Annotated in this window: 15 protein-coding genes and 1 tRNA gene; 7 read left to right on the top strand and 9 right to left on the bottom strand. The window is 61.0% G+C overall.

All coding sequences use genetic code 11. The features are described 5' to 3' along the window. Nucleotides 1-53: 53 nt before the first annotated feature. The 6 genes from argB to ttcA form a co-directional block, all read right to left on the bottom strand. Entirely contained in the window at nt 54-929 is an 876-nt protein-coding gene (argB, locus tag WAO69_RS11505; RefSeq protein WP_422179292.1) for an acetylglutamate kinase, read from the bottom strand. Nucleotides 930-1,008: 79 nt separating this feature from the next. After that, nucleotides 1,009-1,662, bottom strand: coding sequence for a ribosome biogenesis GTP-binding protein YihA/YsxC (gene yihA, locus WAO69_RS11500; RefSeq protein ID WP_422179191.1), 654 nt, complete (start codon nt 1,660-1,662; stop codon nt 1,009-1,011). Continuing rightward, nucleotides 1,659-2,411 (bottom strand): MOSC domain-containing protein, encoded by a 753-nt coding sequence (locus WAO69_RS11495; RefSeq protein WP_422179189.1) that lies wholly within the window; start codon nt 2,409-2,411, stop codon nt 1,659-1,661. Before WAO69_RS11495 ends, yihA begins: the two co-directional genes overlap by 4 nt. Further along, nucleotides 2,411-4,240 (bottom strand): membrane protein insertase YidC, encoded by a 1,830-nt coding sequence (gene yidC / locus WAO69_RS11490; RefSeq protein WP_422179187.1) that lies wholly within the window; start codon nt 4,238-4,240, stop codon nt 2,411-2,413. The genes WAO69_RS11495 and yidC overlap by 1 nt, the downstream gene beginning before the upstream one ends. A 141-nt stretch (nt 4,241-4,381) precedes the next feature. Next, complete coding sequence (locus tag WAO69_RS11485) at nt 4,382-5,917, bottom strand: putative bifunctional diguanylate cyclase/phosphodiesterase (protein ID WP_422179185.1); 1,536 nt, start codon at nt 5,915-5,917, stop codon at nt 4,382-4,384. Nucleotides 5,918-5,973: 56 nt separating this feature from the next. Further along, nucleotides 5,974-6,846: a tRNA 2-thiocytidine(32) synthetase TtcA gene (ttcA, locus tag WAO69_RS11480; RefSeq protein WP_422179183.1), complete on the bottom strand. Its 873-nt coding sequence runs from the start codon at nt 6,844-6,846 to the stop codon at nt 5,974-5,976. Between the two features lie 138 nt (nt 6,847-6,984). Between ttcA and WAO69_RS11475 the strand changes: the two genes are divergently transcribed. From WAO69_RS11475 to WAO69_RS11465, 3 genes are all read left to right on the top strand, one after another. Further along, the gene (locus tag WAO69_RS11475; RefSeq protein WP_422179181.1) at nt 6,985-7,512 is read left to right on the top strand and encodes a DUF3833 domain-containing protein; all 528 of its coding nucleotides are present in this window, start codon (nt 6,985-6,987) and stop codon (nt 7,510-7,512) included. 153 nt (nt 7,513-7,665) lie between these two features. Beyond that, nucleotides 7,666-8,223: an alpha/beta hydrolase gene (locus WAO69_RS11470; RefSeq protein WP_422179179.1), complete on the top strand. Its 558-nt coding sequence runs from the start codon at nt 7,666-7,668 to the stop codon at nt 8,221-8,223. A 15-nt stretch (nt 8,224-8,238) separates the two neighbouring features. Further along, the gene (locus WAO69_RS11465; RefSeq protein WP_422179177.1) at nt 8,239-8,634 is read left to right on the top strand and encodes a hypothetical protein; all 396 of its coding nucleotides are present in this window, start codon (nt 8,239-8,241) and stop codon (nt 8,632-8,634) included. Here WAO69_RS11465 and yidD read toward each other — a convergent pair. The 3 genes from yidD to rpmH are packed head-to-tail and all read right to left on the bottom strand — an operon-like array spanning nt 8,631 to nt 9,431. Continuing rightward, nucleotides 8,631-8,867: a membrane protein insertion efficiency factor YidD gene (gene yidD, locus WAO69_RS11460; protein ID WP_422179175.1), complete on the bottom strand. Its 237-nt coding sequence runs from the start codon at nt 8,865-8,867 to the stop codon at nt 8,631-8,633. The two genes, WAO69_RS11465 and yidD, sit on opposite strands and share 4 nt — an antisense overlap. After that, a complete protein-coding gene (rnpA, locus tag WAO69_RS11455) occupies nt 8,864-9,274 on the bottom strand; it encodes a ribonuclease P protein component (protein ID WP_422179173.1) in 411 nt (136 codons plus the stop codon). Before rnpA ends, yidD begins: the two co-directional genes overlap by 4 nt. A gap of 22 nt (nt 9,275-9,296) precedes the next feature. Further along, nucleotides 9,297-9,431, bottom strand: coding sequence for a 50S ribosomal protein L34 (gene rpmH / locus WAO69_RS11450; protein WP_008554144.1), 135 nt, complete (start codon nt 9,429-9,431; stop codon nt 9,297-9,299). Nucleotides 9,432-9,830: 399 nt separating this feature from the next. Here rpmH and WAO69_RS11445 point away from each other — a divergent pair, with 399 nt between their 5' ends. From WAO69_RS11445 to WAO69_RS11430, 4 genes are all read left to right on the top strand, one after another. Next, nucleotides 9,831-10,496 (top strand): TVP38/TMEM64 family protein, encoded by a 666-nt coding sequence (locus WAO69_RS11445; RefSeq protein ID WP_422179290.1) that lies wholly within the window; start codon nt 9,831-9,833, stop codon nt 10,494-10,496. A 3-nt stretch (nt 10,497-10,499) separates the two neighbouring features. Then, entirely contained in the window at nt 10,500-11,918 is a 1,419-nt protein-coding gene (locus tag WAO69_RS11440) for a dihydrolipoyl dehydrogenase family protein (RefSeq protein ID WP_422179169.1), read from the top strand. A 16-nt stretch (nt 11,919-11,934) separates the two neighbouring features. Next, nucleotides 11,935-13,320 (top strand): sensor histidine kinase, encoded by a 1,386-nt coding sequence (locus WAO69_RS11435; protein WP_422179167.1) that lies wholly within the window; start codon nt 11,935-11,937, stop codon nt 13,318-13,320. A gap of 58 nt (nt 13,321-13,378) precedes the next feature. Continuing rightward, nucleotides 13,379-13,455 (top strand) — tRNA-Arg (locus WAO69_RS11430). Nucleotides 13,456-13,534 lie beyond the last annotated feature (79 nt).

Here is a 13,534-nt window from a genome sequence, read left to right as displayed (position 1 = left end):
CTCAGACTATGGGTTGCGGGCGCAACGGCAAGGCCGAGCCGCACACAAACCCGTCATTGAGGGGCGATATCGGGCCGGATGATCGAGCCCGCGCCATGTTCCGTGAACAATTCCAGCAACACCGCATTCGGCGCGCGCCCGTCCAGAATGACCACGGCGCGCACACCGCCATCAATGGCATCCAGCGCGGTTTCGGTCTTGGGAATCATGCCGCCTGCAATCACGCCATCCCGCGTGAGTTGGCGGATCTGTTCCGCCTTGAGCTCCGTCAGAACCTCACCATCGGCGTTTTTCACGCCGGATACATCCGTCAGCAACAACAGCCGATCTGCCTTGAGCGCTGCGGCGATTGCCCCGGCGGCTGTATCGCCGTTGATGTTGAAGGTCTCACCCTCAACCCCGGTACCGATGGGGGCGATAACCGGGATGATGTCCTGTTCGAACAACCCGCGCAGAATCTTGGTGTCTACATGCGAGGGCGTGCCGACAAAGCCCAGATCAGGATGCGTCTGCGTGCATGTGATCAACCGCGCGTCCTTGCCGGACAGGCCGACGGCCCGCCCGCCCTGCCGGCCAATGGCCTGCGCAATGCGCTTGTTGACCACGCCGGACAGCACCATCTCGACCACTTCGACAGTGGCGGCGTCGGTGACGCGTTTGCCGTTCACGAATTCGGACTGGATGTTCAGCTTGTCCAGCATGGCGTTGATCATGGGTCCGCCGCCATGCACGATCACCGGGTTCACGCCGACCTGGCGCATCAGAACAACATCGCGCGCAAAGCTGTCCATGGCCGCGTCGCTGCCCATGGCGTGACCGCCCAGCTTGATCACGACGGTTGCCCCCGCATAGCGCTGCAGGTACGGCAAGGCGCGCGAGAGGGTTTCAGCAGTGGCGATCCAGTCCCGGTTCATGTCCTGAGTCTTCATTTTCATACCATTTTGCGCCTTTTTGCGCGCGATAGCGGCTGGCGGCAATGTCTTTTCGCAGGGGCCGGTTGCGGACCGATCACTCCAAACCGGTAATCAGCGCGCGCAATGTGGCGATCCCGTCGCCCTTTTCACTCGAGGTCATGACGATTTCGGGGAAAGCGGCTGGGTGTTTGGACAGGGCTCCGCGCACCTGTGTCAGGATGCGCTCCCGGTCCTGATCCTTGACCTTGTCGGCCTTGGTCAGCACGCATTGAAAGGTCACGGCGGCGCTGTCCAGCAGGGACATGATTTCTTCGTCCACGGGTTTGATCCCATGGCGCGTGTCCACCAGCACGAAGGCACGGCGCAGGGTCTGACGGCCGGACAGATAGGATTTCAGCAGCCTTTGCCATTTCTCAACCACCGCAACCGGTGCATTGGCGAAACCATAGCCGGGCAGGTCAACGAGGTAGTGGCTGTCGGCCAGGGCAAAAAAGTTGATCTCTTGCGTGCGCCCTGGTGTGTTGGACGCCCGCGCCAGCCCTTTGCGCCCCGTCAGGGCATTGATCAATGAAGATTTGCCAACGTTCGAGCGTCCCGCAAAACAGACCTCCATCCGATCTGCTGGCGGCAGGCCCGACATGGCGACCACCCCTTTGACGAAATCACAGGGACCTGCAAACAGCTTTCGGCCTCTTTCAGCCGAGGCCGCGTCAGGCACTTCGGCCAAGGGGAAGGGAAGCTGGTTCACAGGACCTGTGCCTTGTCTCCGAGGGCGATGTCGCCGCCCTCGATCACCTCGGCATACATGCCGAAATCCTGATGATCCCAACCGTTCCTCAGCGCACCCAGCGTGTCGGCGTCTCGCAGGCCGGTCTTTGGATTCGCAGTCGTATGCATGCAGCGTTCGATCCGCTCATGAACCGCCAGAACTGCGCCGCCGATCCGTATCTTCTTGTCGATCCAGTCGAATTCTTCCCACGGGGCAAGCCCATCCAGCCAGATGTTCCCGCGCCAGCGCTCGGGTTCCAGCGGGCGGCCAAGCTTTTGCGCAACCGCCCGGTGCGAGGATTCGTTCATGATCGAGACCGAGGCGTAATTCGTATCCGTCATGCCCCGCGTGCCTGCCGTCACGATGCGGCGTGGTTGCGCGCGGTTCTCGGGAAGCAACGGGGCGATCCAGGCCAGAAACTGGCTGGCCTCAAGGTAGTCATCCGGGTGAAACTGAAACGCGCCCAGTTTTTCATGCCGAAGACTGACCTTGCGCGCGCCCTCATCCAGTTCGGCCCACAGACCGGCCAGACCCGGCGTCCGTGTGCCGATCATGAAGTTCTGGTACGAGGCCCAGCCGTCCCCCTCATGTTTGGACTGATCGTGCTGAACGGCCCAGAAGCGATCCCATGGCAGGGCTTGCCCAGGGGTCAGCGTCACCGCTTTGAGCGCTTCACGCCCATGGCTTTTGATCGGATGGCGCCAAAGCTGGGTGACGGTGCCCGTCATCAGGATTTATCCTTGCCACCGGTCTTGGGTTTGGTGGCCGCGTCAGCCTTGCGATTAAAGCTTCCGCGGATGTTGCCGAACACGTCGGGTTTGTAACCCTGGCTGCGCATGATCGAATACTGCTGGATGAACGTGATCGTGTTGTTGGCAATCCAGTAGATGACCAGACCGCTGGCGAACCCGCCCAGCATGAACATGAACACCCAAGGCAACCAGGCAAACACCATCTTTTGCGTCGGATCCGTTGGTGCGGGGTTCAGCTTTTGCTGGAGCCACATCGAGATACCCAGCAGCAAAGGCAGGATCCCGATGAACACCAGCGCCATGATCGACCCCGGCTCGGGCGATGCGTTGCCAAGCAAGCCAAACAGGTTCAGGATCGAGGTCGGGTCCGGTGCGCTGAGATCCTGAAACGGACCCAGCCAGGGGGCATGGCGCAGTTCGATCGTGACAAAGATCACCTTGTAGAGCGAAAAGAAGATCGGGATCTGCAACAGGATCGGCAAACAGCCCGCAGCCGGGTTCACCTTTTCCTTCTTGTAGAGCTCCATCATGCCTTGCTGCAGCTTCTGGCGATCATCGCCAGCACGCTCTTTGAGCGCTTCCATCTGCGGCTGCAATTCTTTCATCTTGGCCATGGAGACATAGGATTTATAGGCCAGCGGAAACAGCACGGCCTTGATGATCAGCGTCAGCGCAATGATCGACCAGCCCATGTTCCCGATCAGGATGTTCAGCTCATGCAAGAGCCAGAAGATCGGCTTCGTCAGGAAAAAGAACCAGCCCCAGTCGATGGAATCGATGAACCCTTCGATCCCGTTCCTCTGGTAATCGCGCACGGCTTCCCATTCCTTGGCCCCGGCGAACAACTGCGTGGTGAAGGATGCGGTTTCACCAGCGGCCAACGTGACCGTCTGCAGCTTTGTGGTCGTCTGATAGATATCGCGCGCGGTGTCGTGGAAAGTGCTGAATTCGAACGGCGAACCGGGTTGCGGGATCAGCGTGGTCATCCAGTAGTGATCGGTGAATCCGGTCCAGCCATTCCCGGTCACATTGGTGGTCTCGTGATCGGCGGCGGTTTCGAAATCATCATAGTCGGTTTCGAACAGCTCACCGTCGGCCATGGCGACCGCGCCTTCATGCAGGATGAAGAAATTCTTGAGGTCTTCGGGCTCGCCGTGGCGCGCAATGATACCATAGGGGGCCAGGGAAACGGTTTCGCCGCCGGTGTTCTGCACCTCTTGGGTGATGTCGAACATGTAATCGTCATCGACCGAAATTTGCCGTGTGAAGGTCAGGCCGGTGCCGTTGTTCCAGCTCAATGTCACAGGGTTTTCGGGCGTCAGCGTTTCGCCGGATGTCACAGTCCAGACGGTGTTCGGTCCGGGCACAAGGTCAGCCGTCAATCCTGCCCCTGCGGCCCAGCCATAGAGCGCATAATACGCATGAGGGCCGTCCACGGGCGAAAGCATCGTGACGATGGGCGCATCTGGCGAAAGCTCGGTGCGGTAATCCTTGAGCGAAAGATCATCAATCCTGCCACCCAGAACCGAGACCGAGCCCGTCAGGCGTGGCGTGTCGATCGCCACGCGGGGGGCTGCAGCCAGCGCATCTTCGCGGGTTTCGGCCTGGGGGGCCTCGGTATCGATCGTTGTCCCGGCCGCCTGCGGAACGGTGGCAACACCGTTTTCGTCCACCGATGAAGAGACCGACGCGGTCTGATCCACGCGGGGTTCCGGTTCGGGCGGTGGGAACAGGACGAACCACACCAGGATCACTATAAAGCTCAGCGCTGTCGCCAGGATGAGATTCTTGTTCTGATCGTCCATTGGGGGCCGTTACCTCATGCGTTTCCGACAGGTGGGTTCAACAGAGTGGCGGACGAAAGGTCAAGCAGAAAGCGGCGATATGGGCGGGTGCGCCGCGCCCTTCGCGCAGCGCGGCGGACAATATTGCGGGATGGCTGCGATTCAACCGGTCTGTCGTCCGATCCGGGGCAGGTCGGTGAGCTTGGCCTCATGCTGGCGCAACCATACCAGAGTCTGCTCGAACGGCATCGGCTTGCCGATTCCGAAACCCTGGACATGATCACATCCCATCTGCGCCAGAAACGCGTGTTCGCCGACGGTTTCGACCCCCTCGGCCAGGGTATCCAGCCTCAGGCTTTCTGCCATGGTCAGCACGGCGCGGATCATGCGTTGCTGTTCGGGGTCCTGATCGGCCTTCATCACGAACGAGCGGTCGATCTTGATGCGGTTGACCGGAAATCGTTTCAACGCCGCGATCGAGGCATGGCCGGTGCCATAGTCATCCAGATCAATCGCACAGCCCAGCGCGCTCAGCGCGTCGATGTTGCGAACCACAACGTCATCTGGGGCGTTGGAGACCACTGTTTCAAGGATCTCGACACACAGCCGTTCGGGTGCCAGATCATAACGATCAAGTTCCCATCCAATCCGTTCGAAAAGCCGTGGGTCGTTCAGATCCTGTTGCGACAGGTTTACCGAGATACGGGGGATATCATGGCCCGCGTGATCCCAGGCCCGCAATGCGTCCAATGATTGGTGCAGAATGACATCGCACAATCTGCCCATCATGCCTTGTTCTTCAAGGGCCGGCAGGAATTGATCCGGCGCGATGGTGCCGTTTACCGGATGCATCCATCGCGCGAGCGCCTCAAAGCCGGAAACGCGTCCGGTTTGCGTGGACAATTGCGGCTGGAACCAGGCCTGCACCTCTCCGTTATCGAGGGCGCGCAGCACGTCTTGATGCAAGGTGCGCCGGCTTACCCTGCGCTGCTCCATATCCGCCGAGAAGACACGGATCGAGGACGGGCCGTTCTGGCGCGCTTCATCCAGAGCTGTTTGCGCGGCCGTCAGCCATGCCTGCGCCGGACCTTTCGGTGCGCGGCTGCGCAGGCAGAGGCCGATCGAACAGGAGACATAAAGCGTCAGCCCCCCGGCGCGCAGCGGTTCTTCGATCGCGCCTTGGCATCGTCCGGCGATCTGAAGGCACAGCTCAAGATCGAGCTGGCGCACAGGCTCAAGGCAGAGTCCGAAACGGGTGTCGCCCAGCCGCGCCACGCTGTCACCTGCGCGCAGGGTGCCAATCAGCCGGTCGGCGATGGCCCGGGCGATCTGACCCACGATGGCCTGACCATGCCTTGCGGCAAGTTCCTCGGCATCGTCGAGTTCGATCAGGAAACAGGCGGATTTGCGATCCCCCGCGCGGGTGGTTTCGAACACCTGGGCGAGGACCTCATCAAATCCATGCGCCAGCATCAGGCCCGTGACACTGTCGCGCGGAACCATCATGCGTTGCGTGGACGGGGCGACAAGCCAGGCAAGGCAGACGACACAAGGCAGGCCCAAAGCCCAGGCGATCAACGCGGTTTCACCCATAGCCCAGAATGTCGCGAGCATGGCGGTCGGCATCACGGCAAGGGCCAGCGGGATCATTGCTGATGCACCGGTCACAGCCGGGATGGACAGACGGCGCAGGGGCATTTCGAACCCTCCTTGGCAAGGTCAAGGAAAGCTAGCCCATCAAAGTGTCCGGATGATTAATCCAGGAGCGGTGGCGCGTCGCCGTTTTGTTCAAACTTTTCCGAACTGCGCATAAGCCCTGCAAAATCAAAGAGTTTGGGGTCCAGAAGATGCGAGGGGCGCGCATTCATCAACGCGCGGAACATGACCTGACGGCGGCCGGGGCTGTTCTTTTCCCAGCCATCCAGGATCTGCTTGACCTGCTGGCGCTGCAATCCGTCCTGACTGCCGCAGAGGTCACAGGGGATGATCGGATAGTTCATGGCCCGCGCGAATCTCTCGCAATCCTCTTCGGCCACATGGGCCAGCGGTCGATAGACAAACAGATCGCCCTCTTCATTCACCAGTTTCGGCGGCATCGTGGCCAGTCGTCCGCCGTGAAACAGGTTCATGAAAAACGTCTCGAGAATATCGTCGCGGTGATGGCCCAGAACGACCGCCGAGCAGCCTTCCTCGCGCGCGATGCGATAGAGATTTCCACGCCGCAGACGTGAGCACAAGGCGCAATATGTCCGGCCCTGAGGGACTTTGTCCACCACGATGGAATAGGTGTCCTGATACTCGATCCGGTGCGGAACCCCCATGTTTTCAAGGAATTCAGGCAAGACGGTCGCGGGGAAACCCGGCTGTCCCTGATCCAGATTGCAGGCCAGAATATCCACCGGCAACAGGCCGCGCCACTGCAACTCGTGCAGCACAGCAAGCAGGGTATAGCTGTCCTTGCCGCCAGACAGGCAGACAAGCCAGCGCGCGCCGCGTTCGATCATGCCGTATTGCTCGATCGCCTCGCGGGTGTGGCGCACGATGCGCTTGCGCAGCTTTCGGAACTCGGTGCTCGAGGGAGCGCCGGCGAAAAGCGGGTGGATATCGTCATCAGGTGTATCGCGCATAAGCACAGGCCTTACTGCGGAACCGCGGGGCGGGCAAGAAATCCGACGGGCTTGCGCGTATTTTCTCGGCTCTGATCTGGACACTGCGCGATGTTGCGCCACTTCATAGGGCATGCCGATTCCCAAAAGGCGCATCAGATGATCCGTGTTCTTTCAGCTCTCATGCTGGTCTTTGTGCTTACCGCCTGCACTGGAAAACCCTCACTTGATGATGCGCCGCTGTCGTCGCAGAAGCTGGAACTTGAGGTTTTCTTTGCCGGAAAATCAAAGGCTTATGGACAGTTTCAGGATGTGTTCGGCACGGTCCGCCGGCGCTTTGAGGTGGATATCACAGGGACCTGGGACGGTGAGCGCCTCACGTTGGTCGAGGATTTTCTGTATGAAGACGGCAGCACCGAGCAGCGTGTCTGGACCTTGATCAAGACCGGGCCGGACAGTTGGACGGGCACGGCTCCGGGCGTGATCGGGACGGCGACCGGAGAAGAGCGGGGCGATACGTTCAACTGGAAATACACCATTGATCTGCCCGTGCCGGATGGCACTTTGCGGGTCACATTTGACGACTGGATGTGGCTGTTGTCGGAAGATCGCCTGCTGAACCGTGCCTATATGAAACGCTTTGGCGTGGATATCGGCGAAGTCATCATCACCTTCGAAAAGCTATGATCCGAACTGGGTAGGGTCAGGGAAACCTGACTTTGCACGGCGCCCGTTGATCTGCAAACTGACCGGTACACACCGCGTACACACCGCGTACACAGGTCGTGCATACACACAGGCGTCCGGACCGGTCCCGCTGGTCTGCCGAAAGGAGGGTTCATGGATTACATTTTCTCAGTCAGACGCGTCAAGAAAGGTGCCTTTACCAACGAGCTGGGCAGCACCTATTTCCTGAAAGTCCCCGAGACCGCCCCCGATATTTCTCCCAGTCACCAGATCGGCTCGGCTGGAACCGGGATGCCGGACAAATGGGCCAAGGAGGTCATGGCCGCCGCCAAGTCCGGGGTGAACCCGCGCAGCGGGGTGCCCAAGGGCGATATCCTGATCTATGTGCACGGGTTCAACACGCCCACGGCCACGATGCTGGAGCGTCACCGGCTGGTCCGGGCCGGGGTGGAAAAGCACGGGTTCGAGGGGGTGGTGGTGAGCTTTGACTGGCCCTCGGCCTCGTCGGCGCTGAACTATCTCGAGGATCGCTCGGATGCCAAGCAGACGGCGCGTCTGTTGGTGGATGCCGGGATCGCGGCCTTTGCGGCGCGCCAGACCCCGGATTGCGAGATCAATCTGCACCTGCTGGCGCATTCGATGGGGGCATACGTGGTGCGCGAGGCCTTTGACGATGCCGATGACCGTCCGGGGGTCGCGGCGACAAGCTGATCGGTCAGCCAGGTCATGCTGGTGTCGGGGGATATCTCGTCCAGTTCACTGGCGGATAACAATCCGAAATCCAGCTCGCTCTATCGCCATTGCGTGCGGCTGACCAATTACTTCAATCCCTATGACGCGGCGCTGTCCCTGTCCAATATCAAGCGCATTGGCGTGAGCCCGCGCGCGGGGCGCGTGGGCCTGCCCGACACGCTGCCCGGCAAGGCGGTGGAGGTGGATACCGGAACCTATTACGCGGCCAATGCCCACAAGTTCGATCATATCCCCAATGACAGCCACACCTGGTACTTTTTTGACGAGGTGTTCATGCGCGATGTGTACGAGACCGTGAAAGGCGATGTCGATCGCAACCGGATATCCACGCGTGTGGGCACGCATAACCGGCTGAGCCTGTCGACCTAGGGGTCGTCGCGCTGATCGGGGACCGGGTCATAGCCGGACCCGCCCCAGGGATGGCAGCGCCCGATCCGGCGCGCTGTCATCAGGCTGCCCTTGATGGCACCGTGTTTTTCCAGCGCCTCGAGCGCATAGACGCTGCAGGTCGGCTGATAGCGGCAGTTGAACCCGACCCAGGGCGAAAACACCAGCCGATAGACCCGGACGGGCAGGGCGACGATATGGGCAAGCGGGCTCATGGCGTGTCGTGAATCTTGCGCAGGGCATAGCGCAGATCGTCCTGCAGGGCTGTAAAGGGGCGTTGGGATGTCGCCTCGGCGCGACCGATCAGGACATAGTCCCACCCGTCGCGCCCCAGTTCGGGCAGGACCAGGCGGGCGGCTTCACGCATGCGCCGTTTGGCATGGTTGCGCGCAACGGCGTTGCCGACCTTCCGCGAGCAGGTAAAGCCCACGCGAATCCCTTCGGCCTCATCAGGGTGGCGTTTGCGTCCCTGTACCATGAGGCCCTTTGTGCCCTGTCTGCGGGCGCGGGCTGCTCGCAGAAAATCCGAGCGGTTCTTGAGAACCGTCAGACAAACGGATACCGCCGGGGGCGTAATCCCTTTGGTGGCTGTGCCATCCTCGGGGGCCTCCGGCGGTGTCATAACGGCAATACGGGCTGAGAGCTTACGCGCTCAGCTCTTTGCGGCCACGTGCACGACGTGCATTCAGGATCTTGCGTCCGGCCTTGGTGGCCATGCGGGCGCGAAAACCGTGGCGGCGCTTGCGTACCAGGTTCGAGGGTTGATAGGTGCGTTTCATCGCTCCGTCTCCAAATTTCGGGCCAGGCGGCGCGGATTCGCCCCCGGTCATGTATTCGAAGCCCGTCCTCTAAAGCGCCTTTCGAGACAAGTCAAACCCCGTGAAGCGGGATTTTGACCCTTTTGTTGCAACAATCCCTGCCCCTGCCGCAGCGGCAAATGTTTCAATGCCGTTGCAGTCATGCTGAAATCGTCACGCCTGCTGTCACCCCAGATCAAGCGGGCGTGATCGGGCTATCACATTCCGGCCCGGAGGCGCATGTTATGGCCAGATGTCAGGCAGGAGACCAGTATGACCATCGATGAGGTCCGCAACGCAGATGCCCATGCCAAGGTGGCGGGCGAGTCGCGCCCGGCAAAGACCGGCATTGCGCGCCATCTGCCGTTGATCGTGATCGTGATGGTGGCGGCGCTGGGTGCGTTCTTGTTGCGCGATGCGCTGAGCTTTGAGACGCTGCGCGAGAATCGTGAGTCGCTGCTGGCGTTTCGCGATGCCAATTTCACAGGTCTCGCGGCGATCTTCATCGCGGTTTACGTGCTGATCGTGGCCTTTTCGCTGCCGGGGGCCGCGGTGGCGTCGGTGACCGGGGGGTTCCTGTTCGGATTGTGGGTCGGGACGGCGTTCAACGTCTTTGCCGCGACAATCGGGGCCTGCCTGATCTTTGTCGCCGCGCGCGCCGGTCTGGGCGAGATGCTGATGGCGCGGATCGAAGCCTCGAACGGGAAGCTGAAGAAGCTGCAGGCCGGTTTGCGCGAGAACGAAATCAGCGTTCTGTTCCTGTTGCGCCTTGTGCCGGCGGTTCCGTTCTTTGTGGCCAATCTGGTACCAGCGCTGGTGGGCGTCCGCTTTGTCAATTTCGTCTGGACGACCGCCCTGGGGATCATACCCGGAGCGCTGGTGTTCACATGGATCGGCGTGGGTGTCGGTGAGGTCTTTGATCAGGGCGGCACGCCGGATCTGTCGATCCTGTGGTCGCCGCAGATCATCGGGCCCATTCTTGGGCTGGCCGGGCTGGCTGCGCTTCCCATCCTCATCAAGGCCCTGCGAGGCAAGAAAGAGATCTGAACCATGACGCGTATCAAGACCGACATCCTGGTGATCGGAGCCGGGTCGGGCGGCCTGTCCCTTGCCGCCGGAGCCAGCCAGATGGGGGCCGATGTGGTCCTTCTGGAAGGCCATGAGATGGGCGGGGATTGTCTGAACTATGGCTGTGTGCCCTCCAAGGCGCTGATCGCCAGTGCCAAGGCCGCATATGGGCAGGCCCATGCGGCGCAGTTCGGTGTGGCCGATGTGCGGCCCGAAGTGGATTACGCCACTGCTCAGGCGCATGTGCATGCGGTGATCGCGCAGATTGCGCCGGTTGACAGTCAGGAGCGGTTCGAGGGTCTGGGCGTGCGGGTGATCCGTGAATTCGGCCAGTTCATTTCGCCCCATGAGGTGCAGGCGGGGGATCATGTGATCTCGGCGCGCCGGGTGGTGATTGCCACCGGGTCGTCTCCGCTGGTGCCGCCGATCCCGGGGCTGGAAACGGTGCCCTATCTGACCAATGAAACCCTCTGGCAGTTGCGCGCAAGGCCCGAGCACCTGCTGATCGTGGGCGGTGGCCCGATCGGGATGGAGATGGCGCAGGCGCATATCCGGCTGGGCTGCAAGGTCACGGTGATCGAAGGGGCCAGCGCGCTGGGCCGGGATGATCCGGAACTGGCGGGTATCGTCCTGGAAAGCCTGCGGGCAGAGGGTGTCGAGATCGCCGAGCACGCCATGGTCGAAAAGATCGCCGGCACGGCGGGGGCCATCGAGATCCATGCGCAGGACGGCCGCGTGTTCAAGGGCTCGCATCTGCTGATGGCGGTCGGCCGCGTGGCCAATACCGAAAAGCTGAACCTTGAGGCGGCGGGGATCAAGACCACCAGGACCGGGATCAAGGTGGATGCGGCGCTGCGCACCACCAACAGGAAGGTCTATGCCATAGGCGATGTGGCCGGCGGGCTGCAGTTCACCCATGTGGCGGGTTATCATGCCGGGGTGATCATCCGCTCGATCCTGTTCGCCCTGCCCTCCAGGGCAAAGACCGCGCATATCCCCTGGGCCACCTATACCGATCCCGAGTTGTCGCAGGTCGGGTTGAGCGAAGCCCAGGCCAGGAAGACACATGGTCCCATCGTCGAGGTCGTGCGTTTTGAATACGCCCATAACGACCGGGCGATTGCCGAGCGAAAGACCAAGGGCCTGATCAAGGTGATGGTGGTCAAGGGACGTCCGGTGGGTGTGTCCATCGTCGGGCATCAGGCGGGGGAACTGATCAACCTCTGGTCAATGGCGCTGGCCAATAATCTAAAGATGAGCCAGATCGCGGCCATGGTCAGCCCCTATCCGACGATCGGAGAGGTTAACAAACGCGCTGCCGGCGCTTATTTCACCCCAAGATTATTCGATAACCCTATGGTAAAGCGGATCGTACGCGCTGTGCAGCGCTGGATACCGTAAAGGCAAGAGAGGCCGCATGCTCAATTCGCTGTCGGGGCGATTTCTGATCCTGACCATCATCTTCGTGATGTTGGCCGAGGTTCTGATCTTTGTCCCGTCAATTGCCCGGTTTCGCGAGGATTACATGCTCGACCGGCTGGAGCGTGCACAGATCGCGTCCCTGGCCTTGCTGGCCGATGACATGATCACGACCGATCTTGAAGCCGAACTGCTGGAGAATGCCGAAGTCCTGAACGTGGTTCTGCGCCGCGATGAGGCGCGCCAGCTGGTTCTGTCCTCGCCCTTGCAGCGCCCGATCGAAATGACGGTCGATCTGCGCGACCCTAGCGCGCTTGTTCTGATCCGGGACGCGATGATGCGGCTGATCACGCCGGAAAACCAGGTGATCCGCGTGATCGGAGCGCCCGTGCGCGAGGCCGGCCTGCTGATCGAAGTAGCGATGGAAACCGAAAAGATGCGCGAGGCCATGATCGAATATGGTATCCGCATTCTGATCCTCTCGGCGGTGATCTCGATCTTCACGGCGGTGTTGCTGTTCGTGGCTGTGCGGATTTTCCTCGTCAAACCGATCAAGGGCGTGGTCGGCTCGATGCAGCGATATGCCAGCGCGCCCGAGGATGCGCGCCGGATCATCAAACCTTCGGCCGGAGTGACCGAACTGCGCGAGGCCGAAGAGGCGCTGTATAAATTGCAGACCGAACTGACCCATGCGCTGAAACAGAAGGAACGCCTGGCCCAGCTGGGCGGTGCGGTGGCCAAGGTCAGCCATGATCTGCGCAACATCCTTACATCGGCGCAGTTGTTCACCGACCGCATCGAATCCAGCGAAGACCCGTTGGTGCGGCGCATGGCCCCCAAGCTGGTGAACTCGATTCGTCGGGCGGTGTCCTTGTGTGAAAGCACTCTGGCCTTTGGGCGCGTGGAAGAACCGGCCCCGACGCTGGCGCTGTTTCAACTGATCGACATCGTGTCGGATGTGCTGGACAGCGAACGGCTGACCGAAGGCAGCGATGACATCAGCTTTTCCGAAGATATCCCGTCCATGCTGACATTGCGCGCCGATCCCGAGCAACTGTTTCGCGTGATCTCGAACCTGGTGCGCAACGCGCGTCAGGCCATCGCCAGTTCCGGCCAGCCAGGTGAGATCAGGGTAAGCGCGCGCGAGGATGACGACGCCTGGTGGATCGAGGTGGCAGACACCGGCCCCGGCCTGCCCCCCAAGGCCCTTGAGCATCTGTTCAGGCCCTTCCAGGGGGGCGCGCGCAAGGGCGGATCGGGACTTGGTCTGGCGATCTCGGCCGAGCTGGTGCGCGGTCATGGCGGCACGCTTGAGTTGAAGGCATCCGATGCGGTGGGCACAATGTTCGAGATCCGTCTGCCCAAAGGAGACGGGACGCTCTGAGTGTCGAAATTGAGGGGTTGCAATGCCCATGCTCAAAGTCTACATCACCGGCCTTAGTGGACCGATAGCTCAGCTGGATAGAGTACTTGACTACGAATCAAGGGGTCGGGGGTTCGAATCCTCCTCGGTCCGCCAGCTACCCATCCAGACCAATCTCAAAATGTACACATGTGCCGGTTTTTACTGGCAAAAATAGACGTGCGCTGTCTCATCT

Origin of the sequence: Aestuariivita sp. (genome assembly GCF_049276915.1) — a bacterium.
Lineage (GTDB): Bacteria > Pseudomonadota > Alphaproteobacteria > Rhodobacterales > Rhodobacteraceae > Aestuariivita.
The sequence above is the reverse complement of the archived record's forward strand: the minus strand, read 5'-3'. Positions and strand labels throughout refer to the sequence as shown.

Excerpts from the sequence above, each read along its gene's own strand:
- WAO69_RS11470 (WP_422179179.1), top strand. The coding sequence starts at position 7,666 with ATGGATTACATTTTCTCAGTCAGACGCGTCAAGAAAGGTGCCTTTACC.
- WAO69_RS11475 (WP_422179181.1), top strand. The coding sequence starts at position 6,985 with ATGATCCGTGTTCTTTCAGCTCTCATGCTGGTCTTTGTGCTTACCGCC.
- ttcA (WP_422179183.1), bottom strand. The coding sequence starts at position 6,846 with ATGCGCGATACACCTGATGACGATATCCACCCGCTTTTCGCCGGCGCT.
- WAO69_RS11465 (WP_422179177.1), top strand. The coding sequence starts at position 8,239 with ATGCTGGTGTCGGGGGATATCTCGTCCAGTTCACTGGCGGATAACAAT.
- WAO69_RS11485 (WP_422179185.1), bottom strand. The coding sequence starts at position 5,917 with ATGCCCCTGCGCCGTCTGTCCATCCCGGCTGTGACCGGTGCATCAGCA.
- yidC (WP_422179187.1), bottom strand. The coding sequence starts at position 4,240 with ATGGACGATCAGAACAAGAATCTCATCCTGGCGACAGCGCTGAGCTTT.
- argB (WP_422179292.1), bottom strand. The coding sequence starts at position 929 with ATGAAGACTCAGGACATGAACCGGGACTGGATCGCCACTGCTGAAACC.
- yidD (WP_422179175.1), bottom strand. The coding sequence starts at position 8,867 with ATGAGCCCGCTTGCCCATATCGTCGCCCTGCCCGTCCGGGTCTATCGG.
- WAO69_RS11435 (WP_422179167.1), top strand. The coding sequence starts at position 11,935 with ATGCTCAATTCGCTGTCGGGGCGATTTCTGATCCTGACCATCATCTTC.
- WAO69_RS11440 (WP_422179169.1), top strand. The coding sequence starts at position 10,500 with ATGACGCGTATCAAGACCGACATCCTGGTGATCGGAGCCGGGTCGGGC.
- rnpA (WP_422179173.1), bottom strand. The coding sequence starts at position 9,274 with ATGACACCGCCGGAGGCCCCCGAGGATGGCACAGCCACCAAAGGGATT.
- WAO69_RS11495 (WP_422179189.1), bottom strand. The coding sequence starts at position 2,411 with ATGACGGGCACCGTCACCCAGCTTTGGCGCCATCCGATCAAAAGCCAT.
- WAO69_RS11445 (WP_422179290.1), top strand. The coding sequence starts at position 9,831 with ATGGTGGCGGCGCTGGGTGCGTTCTTGTTGCGCGATGCGCTGAGCTTT.
- rpmH (WP_008554144.1), bottom strand. The coding sequence starts at position 9,431 with ATGAAACGCACCTATCAACCCTCGAACCTGGTACGCAAGCGCCGCCAC.